Annotated in this window: 17 protein-coding genes and 1 pseudogene; 5 read left to right on the forward strand and 13 right to left on the reverse strand. The window is 38.7% G+C overall.

All coding sequences use genetic code 11. From position 1 onward, the window contains the following. Positions 1-114 precede the first annotated feature (114 nt). Positions 115-468, forward strand: coding sequence for a helix-turn-helix domain-containing protein (locus tag H8S51_RS11975; protein ID WP_117919305.1), 354 nt, complete (start codon positions 115-117; stop codon positions 466-468). A gap of 31 nt (positions 469-499) precedes the next feature. Here the strand turns inward: H8S51_RS11975 and H8S51_RS18445 are convergent. After that, positions 500-874: pseudogene (locus tag H8S51_RS18445) on the reverse strand (ROK family protein); the annotation flags it as partial. Positions 875-877: 3 nt separating this feature from the next. On the opposite strand from H8S51_RS18445, the gene H8S51_RS11985 reads away from it, so the two are divergent. Continuing rightward, the gene (locus H8S51_RS11985) at positions 878-1,081 is read left to right on the forward strand and encodes a winged helix-turn-helix transcriptional regulator (RefSeq protein WP_330418367.1); all 204 of its coding nucleotides are present in this window, start codon (positions 878-880) and stop codon (positions 1,079-1,081) included. On the opposite strand, the gene cbiB is transcribed toward H8S51_RS11985, so the two are convergent. The 7 genes from cbiB to H8S51_RS12020 all read right to left on the reverse strand — a co-directional run bounded on the left by cbiB (position 1,078) and on the right by H8S51_RS12020 (position 7,631). Then, a complete protein-coding gene (gene cbiB / locus H8S51_RS11990) occupies positions 1,078-2,055 on the reverse strand; it encodes an adenosylcobinamide-phosphate synthase CbiB (RefSeq protein ID WP_117919309.1) in 978 nt (325 codons plus the stop codon). The genes H8S51_RS11985 and cbiB overlap by 4 nt on opposite strands. Before the next feature lie 4 nt (positions 2,056-2,059). Next, the gene (locus tag H8S51_RS11995; RefSeq protein ID WP_186900149.1) at positions 2,060-2,797 is read right to left on the reverse strand and encodes a histidine phosphatase family protein; all 738 of its coding nucleotides are present in this window, start codon (positions 2,795-2,797) and stop codon (positions 2,060-2,062) included. Further along, on the reverse strand, positions 2,770-3,150 hold the full coding sequence (locus H8S51_RS12000) for a bifunctional adenosylcobinamide kinase/adenosylcobinamide-phosphate guanylyltransferase (protein WP_118209499.1): 381 nt from the start codon (positions 3,148-3,150) through the stop codon (positions 2,770-2,772). The genes H8S51_RS11995 and H8S51_RS12000 overlap by 28 nt, the downstream gene beginning before the upstream one ends. Before the next feature lie 21 nt (positions 3,151-3,171). Then, positions 3,172-4,425, reverse strand: coding sequence for an ATP-binding protein (locus tag H8S51_RS12005; protein ID WP_186900148.1), 1,254 nt, complete (start codon positions 4,423-4,425; stop codon positions 3,172-3,174). A 333-nt stretch (positions 4,426-4,758) separates the two neighbouring features. Further along, positions 4,759-6,441, reverse strand: coding sequence for an AAA family ATPase (locus tag H8S51_RS12010; RefSeq protein ID WP_186900147.1), 1,683 nt, complete (start codon positions 6,439-6,441; stop codon positions 4,759-4,761). A 97-nt stretch (positions 6,442-6,538) separates the two neighbouring features. Beyond that, positions 6,539-7,177, reverse strand: coding sequence for a class I SAM-dependent methyltransferase (locus H8S51_RS12015; RefSeq protein ID WP_118209502.1), 639 nt, complete (start codon positions 7,175-7,177; stop codon positions 6,539-6,541). A gap of 244 nt (positions 7,178-7,421) precedes the next feature. Then, positions 7,422-7,631 carry a hypothetical protein gene (locus tag H8S51_RS12020; protein ID WP_241070698.1) on the reverse strand — a complete coding sequence of 70 codons (210 nt, stop codon included), beginning with the start codon at positions 7,629-7,631 and terminating at the stop codon, positions 7,422-7,424. Positions 7,632-7,890: 259 nt separating this feature from the next. Between H8S51_RS12020 and H8S51_RS12025 the strand changes: the two genes are divergently transcribed. From H8S51_RS12025 to H8S51_RS12035, 3 genes are all read left to right on the forward strand, one after another. Further along, entirely contained in the window at positions 7,891-8,112 is a 222-nt protein-coding gene (locus H8S51_RS12025) for a hypothetical protein (RefSeq protein WP_020993165.1), read from the forward strand. A gap of 56 nt (positions 8,113-8,168) precedes the next feature. After that, positions 8,169-8,780 carry a class I SAM-dependent methyltransferase gene (locus H8S51_RS12030; protein ID WP_008704955.1) on the forward strand — a complete coding sequence of 204 codons (612 nt, stop codon included), beginning with the start codon at positions 8,169-8,171 and terminating at the stop codon, positions 8,778-8,780. A 299-nt stretch (positions 8,781-9,079) separates the two neighbouring features. After that, the gene (locus H8S51_RS12035; protein ID WP_012744332.1) at positions 9,080-9,316 is read left to right on the forward strand and encodes a DUF6061 family protein; all 237 of its coding nucleotides are present in this window, start codon (positions 9,080-9,082) and stop codon (positions 9,314-9,316) included. Positions 9,317-9,434: 118 nt separating this feature from the next. On the opposite strand, the gene H8S51_RS12040 is transcribed toward H8S51_RS12035, so the two are convergent. The 5 genes from H8S51_RS12040 to H8S51_RS12060 form a co-directional block, all read right to left on the reverse strand. Further along, positions 9,435-10,070 (reverse strand): HAD family hydrolase, encoded by a 636-nt coding sequence (locus H8S51_RS12040; protein ID WP_016304801.1) that lies wholly within the window; start codon positions 10,068-10,070, stop codon positions 9,435-9,437. Then, a complete protein-coding gene (locus H8S51_RS12045; protein WP_117674858.1) occupies positions 10,060-10,662 on the reverse strand; it encodes a sugar O-acetyltransferase in 603 nt (200 codons plus the stop codon). The genes H8S51_RS12040 and H8S51_RS12045 overlap by 11 nt, the downstream gene beginning before the upstream one ends. A gap of 11 nt (positions 10,663-10,673) precedes the next feature. Beyond that, a complete protein-coding gene (locus H8S51_RS12050; protein WP_019162948.1) occupies positions 10,674-11,273 on the reverse strand; it encodes an HDOD domain-containing protein in 600 nt (199 codons plus the stop codon). 76 nt (positions 11,274-11,349) lie between these two features. Next, on the reverse strand, positions 11,350-11,589 hold the full coding sequence (locus H8S51_RS12055) for a hypothetical protein (RefSeq protein ID WP_241070699.1): 240 nt from the start codon (positions 11,587-11,589) through the stop codon (positions 11,350-11,352). A gap of 88 nt (positions 11,590-11,677) precedes the next feature. Continuing rightward, entirely contained in the window at positions 11,678-12,589 is a 912-nt protein-coding gene (locus tag H8S51_RS12060; protein ID WP_016304806.1) for an AraC family transcriptional regulator, read from the reverse strand. Between the last annotated feature and the right edge of the window lie 170 nt (positions 12,590-12,759).

Genomic DNA, 12,759 nt, shown 5'->3' on the forward strand with positions numbered 1-12,759 from the left:
TCAGATTCTTTTCATTCATTATATAACACTTGTTAGCTGTTATCAATACAACCTGTATGTTTTATATAGTTACATTTTTTATTGATAAAGTAGAACGATAAGGAGATTTATTGCATGGTACGATTAAAAGAACTACGTGAATCAAAACATATGAGTCAGCAGGCTGTCGCTGATGTATTTCATGTCACACAGCAGACAATCTTTAAATATGAGCATGCTCTTGCGGAACCGGATCTTGATGTAATTCTTCACATGGCAGATTTCTTTGATACTTCTGTTGATTATCTGATCGGTTACACAGATGTTCCCTTCCGGTATGAAGTATATCCGAAAGATTCCATCACGCAGAGTGAACAGCGTGTTTTAGAATATTACAGACGGCTCCCGCCCAAAGTACAGGCTCTGGTTCAGGCACTCGCAGACGAAACAGCTGAAAATGGTTCTGCCCCAAAAACAGCTTTCCGTTGATGCAGAATGCACCCCCTAATGTGTGATTCAAAGACAGATAGATTACATTGGAGTACTCCCCTGTTTTTTCCGCCAGCATCGCCGCATTTACATCATTTTCAAAATATACCGGGATTCCGATCGCCTGTTCTAAAAAACGCAGACTGTAGTTTTTTAGAACAGGCGCATGGGATTTTAAAACGATCCGTTCTTTCTGGTCAACGATTCCCGAAATCGCAATCCCAATTCCAAGCAATGTTTTCTCTGCAGACTCACCAGCTAAAAAAAATTTTACCTTTTTTGCAGCTTCTGTACAATAAGATAATTCTGTTGTAAATTTTAAGCGGATACGTTCCTTTTTTATAATCTCATCGCCCAGATTGACAAGCACCATTTCTATATGGTTTGCGGTGATGAGCATCCCCATTGCATGACAGTACGACTTATATATCCACGCATCACAAATACCATGCTTACAAATACCTTAAGAGATTTAGAGGAGCTTGGGATCATTCACAGAGAGCAGTTTAATGAGATTCCACCCCATGTGGAATATTCCTTAACCGAAAAAGGAAAAGCCCTGCTTCCGGTGTTTTTTGAAATATCAAAATGGGGGGAAGAAAATTTAGATTAAATGAACAACGTTATTCCCATAAGAATTAACAGACACAAACATTCCCCAATCACTGCGCTCCGATATAAAAGCACATTTACCCGCGCAATATCTTCTGCTTCCACTGGTCTGATATCATCCCCGATATATGGTTTTTTCACGATCTTTCCAAAATAACTTGCATCCCCTGCCAGACGAAGATTTAAGGCACCTGCACAGGCTGCCTCGGTCTGGGCAGAATTGGGGCTTGCATGGTTATAACGGTCACGTTTAAAAATGCGCAGGGCATCTTTCCCGGAAAACTGTTTTCCCGGCAGATAAGCTGCAGCGATCATCAGTGCCGCACTGATACGTGCCGGAATATAATTTACCACATCATCAAGTTTTGCCGCCGTTCTTCCAAAATTCAGATAGCAGTCATTTTTATATCCCACCATCGAATCCATCGTATTGACTGCCTTATACAAAAATCCCAGAACCGGTCCGCCGATCGCTAAATAGATCATCGGTGCGATCACACCATCCGATGTATTTTCCGCTACCGTCTCCACTGCTGCTTTTGCAACACCTGCTTCATTCAGATTCTGGGTATCACGTCCCACGATCATTGCCACTGCTTTTCTTGCACCGTCAAGATCCTCTGCCTTCAGACGTTCGTACACTTTCATACTCTCGACTTTCAGACACTTTGTCGCAAGAATCTGATATGTCATGATACTCTCTAAAATGCAGCCTGCTACGGGATTGAGTACATACCCCCCCAGAAGTAAGCAAATACTTACCAGACCTGTAGCAGATAATACGATCACTACAAGCCAGATGCCTGCACACCATTCTTTTTTTTCATTTCTTATGCCTGATACATCAAGCATTTTATGATCTATTGCAGAGATCAGATTTCCGATCAGGCGCACCGGATGATACAGCCAGTGCGGATCTCCGATCAGCAGATCTAACAGAAATCCTGCCAGAAATGCAATCATATGGTAATACATATCGTTACTCTCCCAAAATTATTTTTTCATCTGTTATAAAAATCGAAGTCTCATCCACTGCTCCATTTTCATCCGTGGTATAAGACAATGTACATTCATACCCCTGTCCGCACCTGCACTGGTAATCAAAATAGGAACCCTTTCCATAGCTGTCAAATAATGCCATGATCGTGCCGCCATGTACGACGCAGACAACTTTTCCCTGTACTTTTTTTGGCTGCGATGCTTTTTTCAGCTCATTTTCCTGCTCTATAAAACAGATCTTATTTATCCTTTTACTCTGATCTTCCGAACGAAAGGTATCGCTCTTTTTTTCTGTCAATCTGGTCAGGCAATCCATGAGCCCGGCTCTGCACCGCAGGATAAATTCTTCCCGGCTCTCCCCATCCGGAAAGGTCAGTGTTCCACCGCTGTCGATCCATCTCTGATAATCTTTATTTCCATTTAATTCGAGATAAGTTTTCCCTTCAAAACTGCCAAAATTCATCTCTTTCCATTTTTCTATGATCTGGCAGGACTGATTGCCATATATAATCTCTTTTGTCTGTCTGCACCTTAACATCGGACTTGTAAAAATAAAATCCGCATCCGGATATTTTTTTTTGTTCTGTGCAATCACTTCACGTCCTTCCACAGAAAGCGGCTCATCCGTCCAGCCAAGATAACTTTTTCTGCGGTTTGAATCTGTTTCTCCGTGCCGGATAAAAACCATTCCTATTTGATTTTCTGCGCTATTCCGCATATCACTCGCTCCACACTCTCCGAGGCTTTTGCCAGAACGATCTGCATTCTTCCGACCTGCTCCCGGTACTCTCTTTCCTCTTTTTCGACCGGTACTACACCACATCCGACTTCATCACAGATCACGATACAGTCCGGATTCTGCTTTATAAATATTTCTGTGAGTTCCGGTACATCTGCGCCTTCTTTTATTTTTCTTTTGACCCACAGATGGAACTGATCTACCGCCACTACACCGCTTAACTGCTCAAGTTCTGTTTGTTCACCGGAAAAAATGTCGTTCTCTGAAATCTGATATGCAGTTTTTACATAATCGCGTTTTCCCTGTGCTATTCCACCTAAAACCAGTCTCATCTTAACCTCCAATTTGCCACACTAAAACTCCAAACTATCTGCATTGAGCAGAAAATATTTCATGCCCATGAATACGAATCCTTCTTCATTTCTCCATGGCTTTTTCGTTCCATTCACTATAACAATCTTCTTAAATGAATCCGGAATATTTCGAAACGAATTAAGTTCCTGTGTTTGCTTTTCCTCTGTAGTCATATCATAAGCGACCTGAATGTAATATCTCTGACTGCCCTGATTTACTACAAAATCAACCTCTAACTGCTTATGCACTCTCTTTCCTTCACTATTTTTTGCAAATACATCCACAATTCCAACATCCACATTGTAACCACGCACAAGCAGCTCATTATAAACAATATTTTCCATAATATGAGTCGGCTCCTGCTGTCTAAAATTCAGTCTTGCATTTCTAAGTCCAACATCCGAAAAATAGTATTTCAGATTGGCTCCTATATATTTTCTGCCCTTAATATCATACCGGTTCGCTTTAGAAATCAAAAATGCCTCTGCCAAATAATCAATATGGTTAGATATAGTTTTATTGCTATAATTGATTCCTCGTTCACTTTTAAAGGTGTTTGATATTTTAGTTGGGTTGGTAGGAGCTCCAATGACAGACGCCAGTATATCTACCAAAGTTCCGATTTCATCAACATTTTGAATCCTGTTTCGCTCTACTACATCCTTGATATAAACATTAGTAAAAATATTTTTAAGATACTCCGTTTTCTGGCGTTCCGCAGAGAATTGTGCCACTTGCGGTAAACCACCATATATCATATATTCCTCCCACGCATCATCATAATCTCCGTTAAAAGCCGCATAGAACTCTGCAAAGGACAACGGATAAATTCTGATTTCATCTCCTCTGCCTCTAAATTCAGTTACAATGTCGCTGGATAAAAATTTAGAATTACTGCCAGTTACATACACATCAATGTTACTGATGCGAAGCAAACTGTTCAACACTTCTTCAAATCGTGGCATAAACTGTACTTCATCCAAGAGCAGATAATATTTCTGATCATCATTCATTATATCTTTAATATGCTGATAACACTTCTTTGGATCTCTCAACTCCTCATTTTCAATGCCATCTAAAGCAATCTCAATAATGTGGTCATTATCTACACCACTTTCCAATAAGTATTTCTTAAACAACACAAATAACAGAAATGATTTGCCGCATCTCCTGATTCCCGTGATAATCTTAATCATTCCGTTACCTTTTTTTATTTTTAACTGTTCAAGATATAAATCTCTCTTAATCTCCATAGTATCCGTTCCTTATTTTTGTGCTTTGCACAAATTTTGGTAGTATTATTTTACTGCTAAATTATTTTTATTTCCATAGCTATTACTATTTTTTGTACATTTGCACTTTTTTATGTAGCACTTATAGAAGAAAACCAGATGGTTTCATGCTATTTTTATGCCAGTTATTATTGAGTTTTCAAGCTCATACCATTCACAAATACGGTAGTCTTCCGTATCGATATTATAGATTTTTGCATTCAACGTTCCAAGCATAAACGGGGAATGTGTTGCAATGTTACTTCCTTCTTTTGTCTGAAAAATGGTTCAATATCTTTCCCTCTTCTACAATATCTAAATGGAGTCTGCCATAACCACCTTACAATTTTTCCGGAAACAGGCTATGCCATATTTTATAAAATTCTGCATACCATCCTGCTTTAATCTTGCAATGTAGTCTTTTTCTTCGATCTGCTGCAGTGCTTCCTCACATGCTGCATCCATATCTCCGCCTTCTGCATATTTTAATTCGATTACAATACCCATCCTGTTTTCTCCAATCTCGATAAGTATGTCACTGTAACCAATACCTGACTCTGCATTGGATATTGTGCGCCATGTGGATTTATAGCCTAACAGTCCTAAAAGAACACCGTGATAAAAATTTTCTTTCTTTTCCTTTGCGACCGCAGTATCTCTGATACTTATGGTATTCCACAGATAATTTCCAAATATCTTTTCTATCTTTTCCGGTTCTTTCTTTACGAATGCCTCACAAAGCTCTTCGAGCGTTTTTCCATCACTTTTTGACACATCACTGAACCATTCCTTTATCTGTCTGGTAAACAGATTTCTTATTTCTCTATTTGGAATTTTCAACAAATATTTTCCACTTACTGTATAGCCATTTTGTGTCAGATATCCCGTAGTCAAAAGTACACTCCATAAATTTTCTATGCTTCTGTCTATCTCATTGTACGTCAGTTCCTGCGAAACGTCCTTTTCAATGCTTTCTCCTGCGATCAACTGCTCTATTTCCGCTTTTGTCTGGACGTTTGCCTTGTCAATAAACCTGCGTACGATAGAGTTACTGCTGGAATTTGACCAGAAATCCTGTGGTGTGGCATTGGGATCAGCACACAATAAATCAATGTAATTTACAACATCCCACGGACAATATACATCTGCATTACCGAATCTGTAACCATCATACCATTCCTTTACTTCCTCGAAATGCGACGATAATCCATAATCCAGAAGCATTTTTTTTACTTCTTCATCGGTAAATCCGAATTGCTCATCAAATCTTGTATCCATGACAGATAACACCTTAAAGTTATTAATTCCTGTAAAGATACTCTCTTTCGATACTCTTAAACATCCTGTCAAGATGGCAAATTGCAGGAAATCATTCGTTTTCAATGCCTGCCCTAATAGTCCACGAATAAGTTCTGCCATTTCATCATAATAGCCATTACTGAATGCTTTATCCAGCGGTACATCATATTCATCTATGATAATGATCACTTTTTCTCCGTAATGTCTGCATAAAAGTTCTGACAGCAGACGAATACTGTCTGACAAATCTTCCATCTGTCCTGATAAAAGTTTATCATATTGCATACGTTCTTCATCTACCAGTTTTTCACTGTTTTTTAGATAATAATGTCTGCGGGCTTCATTTTTTATGGTAGTAATGATACGTTTTAAGGCTGCATCAAAAGTCAATCCATCTGCGCCCTTAAGTGACAGGAAAATAACCGGATACTTTCCCATATATTCCTCACATATTTTTCTGTTGCAGGAAATATATAGTCCGTCGAAAACAGACTTATCTGTACCAGCTTCAAAAAATGTTTTAAACATACTCATATTCAAAGTCTTGCCAAAACGCCGCGGACGCGTAAAGAGGTTTACCTTTCCCCAGCTCATCAAAAGCTGCTCTATCAGTTTTGTTTTATCGATATAATAAAATCCCTCTTTCCGGATCTCTTCAAAATCTTCAATTCCTACTGGTAATTTTAATCTGTTATCCATGCATGGAAACCTCCCTGAAAATAAATCCGCTACACTTAACCATTAGTATAGCGGATGAATATCCAAAAAACAATATTTGACTATAAACGAAGCCCCATTACTTTTCTGCTACAAGATGCATACGAAACCCTTTCTGTCTCTCTAATTTTATCACTTTTAAACCTGCTGTTTCGCACATTTTGCGCACTTCCATGCAGCTGTAAATCCGTACATCTCCATGTCCACCAAGATGTGCCAATGGCATCTCAATATGATTCATCAGCCATATCATAAAATTATTACTCGTGTAATCACGCAATACCAGTTTTCCGCTTTTCTTCAACACCCGTGCCACTCCATTTATAAACGCCTGGGGATTCGGATAATGATGAAAACTGTTCGTACAGATCACTGCATCAAACGTATTTTCGGCAAAAGGAAGATTCTCACTGTCTCCGACTAAAAATTTGGTATGGACAAGTTTTTTCTCCTGTGCCACTTCGATCATACGGGGCGTCAGATCGATTCCCGTATAATTCCTGTCAGGAAATTCTTTCACCAAAAGTTCTATCATTGGACCTGTTCCACACCCCACATCTAAAAGTTCCTGAAATGGATATTTTTTTAATTCTTCAAGAACCGGCGGATAATCGTCCTTACACATTTCATACACACCCGCATGCCCGGAATCATATACTTCCGCAGCTTTGGTAAATTCTTTTATCGATAAATCCTTATATTTCTGTTCTGTAAACATTTCCGTTTTCTCCTTTACAGTCTGGTGATTTGTCAAATCTCATAGTTAGCATTAACTAACCATAATCATGATACCATACCAACCCTGAAAAAGAAAGTATCTTAATACTATTCATTCAAATAATCATACGCTATCCGTTCAGCTCCATCTCTGACATATATATTTCCACATTTGCAGAATCCAAACCGTTCAATTGCAGTCTGCATAGAAATATTATCTTTGCGTGTATCAATACGAATATAGTCTATCTGTTCAATGCAATATTCAAAACATGCTCTGGCGATTCCTTTACATAGCTGTTTCCGGCATCTATATCCGTTTTTAATATTTTCTCATCAGGGTATCCATCTCCCCATTGCGTTTTATTCCCATGCGCAATCATATATGCCTTTGCCGTTGTAAAAATTGCCATAATCTGCTTTGTATCTTCTGTTGTGCTTTCTCTTATTTCCATATTCCTTAATCCTTATAATATCGTTTCTAAATAGGTATCATCATTTGATATGCTGCTTTTAAATTTTATCACATATTCACAATGCTTTCTATCTTCAAATACCATCACTTTCTCCACTGGAATGTCCCTGACTGCTGTCCACATATATTATGAAAACTGGCATAATATTGTCAGATAAATCAGGATTGCTTGAAAACGCTCCCTGCATCGGCTATAATTTCAACGTAACAAATCGGAATTTAACGAGGAGGTAATGATTATGAGTAGAAATATAAAAGGTGGTTTTTTAACATTAAGTGGTGTTGTTGGTATTGTAGGAATGATAATAGCGGCAATGCAAAATCCAGCAACTGCATGGGTAACGCCACCTGGAAGAATGATTGTAAGTATTTTAGAAAATGGATTATTGATTCCTACGGTTTTATTCCTTGTTCTTTTTATCTATGGATTGTATATTCTCCTAACGGAGAAAAACGATTGAGCAATACCGGTTTGTCGAATTAAGAGAACCGGTATTTGTGGAGGAGGAATTCTGTAATGAGATTTTTTGAAAATACCCGTAAGCCACAAGGCTTCGGCGGAAAATTGATGACGAAGATGATGAACAGCGGTCACGCCAAATTATCTCAATGGGGATTCTCAAATATCTCCGCGAAGTCTGATGCTGAAGTTCTGGACGTTGGCTGTGGCGGCGGAGCAAATATTGCGGTCTGGCTTGATAGATGTAGAAATGGCCACGTGACAGGAATGGATTATTCTGAGGTTAGTGTGGCAGAATCTCAAAAATTGAACGCCCTCGCCATTAAACAAGGGAAATGTAATGTAGTTCAAGGAGATGTATCTGCTATACCCTTTTCTGACGCGACTTTTGATTATGTTTCTGCCTTCGAAACAGTTTACTTTTGGCCAGGATTAGTAAAATGCTTTTCCGAGGTCAACCGTGTGCTGAAAAGCGAAGGCATATTCCTGATTTGTAACGAGAGTGACGGAACGAATGCCGCAGATGAAAAATGGACAAAGATGATCAATGGTATGAAGATTTACACATCTAAACAACTTGTTGCCGCTTTGAAAGAAGCGGGTTTTACAGAGATCAAAACGTATTCAAATGCAAAAAATCATTGGATAAGTATTGTTGCAACGAAATAGTCAAATTCCAGTTGATATTCCACTTATTTTAGGAAATTTAATAACTATTATATTTGATTATCAAATTCTTCGCAAACCCTTGAAAACACTAAGTTTGTAGCAAGTGTACTTTCCCTTACTCTTTCCCTTGTGTTACATTCTCCCATTAGCTTTCATGAACCTTAATATGGGAAAAATTAAGGGAAAGAAAATTTCATAACACAGTATAACATATAACAATAACAACATGGTGAACTGATTGAAATGTTTTCGATATTTAACTCTATAACTGATTATTAAAAAAATGGAGATAAGATACGATGAGAACAATATTTGCAGAATACAATCCACACAGAAACAGCATTGATGTTTATACCAATGCCGGTTATATGCTCCGCATTGACTGTTGGGAAGCTGAGAAGAACTTAAAAACCACTCCTGGATCAGACTGCGCATTAAATACACTTGCTATTGATGAGCCACTTGAATATGCACGATTATATCTTGATGGTAATATGCAAATGTGGGTAGATGCAGAAGATTCTTTGGAATTGTAAACCACAAGTAGCCTGTATGCTTTATTTTACATACAGGCTACTTAATCAAAATCACCATAATTGGTCAAGCAAGTTTTTTTAATATACCTCGGAGTCATTTTCGTTCGATCTTTCATCGCTAATAAAATTTCTCTGAAGTGATAGCAGATAACAGATTGGCAGGTTTTTCTAAAAAATAATCTGCTTTTATGTGCTTATTATGACTGCCCCATACTGCTAAAGCAAAATCAATTCCCGCATTTTCCGCACATTTACTGTCATATTTGCTATCTCCGATATAAAGTACTTTCCTATGGTCTGTTTTTGATAATTCCACATATTTCAAAATCGGTGCGGCATTGGGTTTATGTTCCTGTGTATCGTCTGCACATATGATTGTTTTGAAATAATGACTGATACCAAACGGACAAAAATCATGTGTAAATTCTTCCCTTGTCTTTGATGTGACAATCCCCATTTCATAATCCAGACTTAGAAGATTTTTCAATAATTCAACGATTCCGTCAAATACTTTAATGTTATTTGTATAGTTACGCATATTTTTATCCCATAATTCTATCGCATAGGAAGTGTCTTTTATCGCAAGTTTTTTCAAAGCGTCTGTTCCTGTAATCCCTAACGCAAATCTTAGTTCAGAACATGGTATCTCTCTCCCGGACAATCCCTTTATAGTTTCCTGTAAAGAATGTAATACAGCATATTCCGTATCAATCAGAGTGCCGTCAATGTCAAAAACGATATGCTTATACTTCATGCTGCCACCTTTCCCTGTCTGTATCAAAATAACGTATCACCCTGCATGGATTTCCTACTGCAACACAATTAGGCGGGATAGGGCGGGTAACTACACTTCCAGCCCCTATCACGCTGTTTTTTCCTATAGTGACTCCGGGCAGAAGAATACAGCCGCCGCCAATCCAGACATTACTTTCTATTTCTATCGGACGTGCATAGGTTCTAAAAAATGTTGTCTGACGTTCCCTCCAATCCGGCACAAACCTTTCCTGTGGTAAGACAGGGTGTGAAGATGTATAAATCTGCACATTTGACGCAATCAATACCCTGTCGCCAATTCGGATAGTTTTGTTATCCACAAAGGTACAATTCATATTGACGATCACATCATTTCCCAAAAAAATATTTTTTCCATAGTCGCAATGAAAAGGCGTGTCGATTGCCACATTTTCCCCTATTCCGCCCAACAGCTCCCGAAGAATGGAAGTGCGTTTTTCTGTATCTCTATAATCAGAAAAATAATATTTCCGTGTTAATTCCCTTGTGCGGGCAATCTGCTTTAACGTATCGCTGTCCGCTGTTTCCAAAAAATCACTGGATTCGTAATACACAATATCCCCCCTTAACGAAAACTGTTTTCCATAACGCCCGGAAGCAGGGCATAGATAGAACAGCCAATCTGATCCTCAAACCGTTCTTTAATCTCTAAAATCTTTTTCCATCTGTCTATTGTCGCTGGGTGAACGCCGTATCGCATTGTCACGTCTACAAATCTCTTTTCCAAAAGACAGAACCCCGAAGGCATAGCCAATGCGTCACATAACTGTACAAGACGGTCATAATCATCATATACCGCATTTGCAACAAATTCTTTCATAAACAGGTAATCCTCATCACTGACATCAAACTCTCCGATAGATGTGGCAATATCCTGTATCATAAATGCGTGGGATATACATATTTGTGCGGCTTTTCCCCACCCACGCTCCATACAGTAACGATAGCCGTCTATCAGATGCCTTTCCGAACTCACTCCGGCATAACGTCCAATATCGTGTAACAGCCCGAAAATATACGCCTGTTCAGAAGATAAATCTTTACAGTGTGACGCAATGTTTTTACAGGCTTCGGCTACATACCGGGAATGTTCTGCCCATGCTCCCGGATTGGATTCTGCCGCTTCCCTTAATGCCAGTTCTGCGGTCTGAATGTTCAACTCCATTTTTAACTCCTTTCAAAAGGGCGGGGCTGGAAGATAAACTGTCCAGCCCCTTTATGATGAAATATTTACAGATAAATCAGCAATCCCCGGCATAGTACGAAACAATGTTCATATAGTCCGTTGGATTCGGAACTTCTAAAACAAGCCGCAAACAGTTTTTGTTTTGGGAGTATTGCCGCCACAAACTGCCCTGTATCTTTTCTTCCCCATTGATGTTTTGTTTTTTACCATACGGGCAGAGCATATTTACTTTGCCGGAACAGCTATTGACCGTATCTAAAAAATTTTTCATGTTCAGAATGTTCAGTTTTACCACTTTGCACTCACCTCCTGTAAATGACGGATTTACTTTACAGGTATCATTATAATGCAAAAGGAATAGAAAAAATATTTCTTTTCTGCCCTTATCTATCACTATTCTGCCATTTTCTCCGATATTCTGTGGGTGAACAATGTGTGTATTCTCGAAAAACCTTTCCAAAATAACTGCTACTCCCCAAACCGCACTCATGGCTGATAACGGTAACTGCTTCCTGCCCCTTTGCTAGCATCTGACAGGCAGCTTGCAGACGGTAAGCCTTTATATACTCTACGGGTGTCATGTGCAGACAGTCATGGAACACTCTATAACACTCCCTTTCGCTTAGGTATGCTGCTGCCGCAAGTTCCGGGATAGAGATTTTCTCTCTGTAATGTTCGTGAATATATATCATCATCAGCTTTATTTTATCGTTGCTTTTATTATGTTCCCCCTTTTTTTCACGCATAGGACGGGATAGTTCAAAAAGCATGAGCCATATTTCTGTTAGGGTTTCCCGCAGTTTTATTTCATATCCAAATTCATCACTGGATAAACGAAATGAAGCGGCAAGCAGTTTCAAAATCCTTTCTTCTTCTGCATTGCCTGGAAAAAGCGGAATTACCTCAATCTGTGGGGCTGTTATGATAGGCGCAATATATTTTTGTTCAATCCTGCTTCCCTGTTCCCCGGCAAGTAGGGAAACATCGAAAATATGAAGTAGCTGTATATTCTTTTCTTTCTGCGATATTGCTTTTGTCATATGGAGTACATTGGAATTTACTATGCCGCCGCTTCCAGCCGGAAACAACAGTTTTCCTCCCGGCGTATCATATTCAATGCTACCACTTTCCATATAAAAAAGTTCCACTGTCTTGTGCCAGTGCCACGGTACATAATGTCCGATATACTTGTCAAGTTCTGCCCTTGAAGCGATATAGGGAAAATCTTTTTCAAAACCGGGAAGCAGTTCTTCCTTGCTTCCAGTATAAAATTCAATGCTATGGATATTTTTCATGTCTGTTCACCTGCACATCTGCGATTTTGTATCTGCTTTATGGATTAAATATATTAGAATAGCTCGGTAATTGTCAATCAATCAAAACAGATTCATTTGGAAGATTATAAAAAATAGTGTTAAAAATCAAAGAACAGTTTTCACAGACTCTAAAAATCTGGATAACTAAA

Origin of the sequence: Roseburia rectibacter, assembly GCF_014287515.2 — a bacterium.
GTDB lineage: Bacteria > Bacillota > Clostridia > Lachnospirales > Lachnospiraceae > Roseburia > Roseburia rectibacter.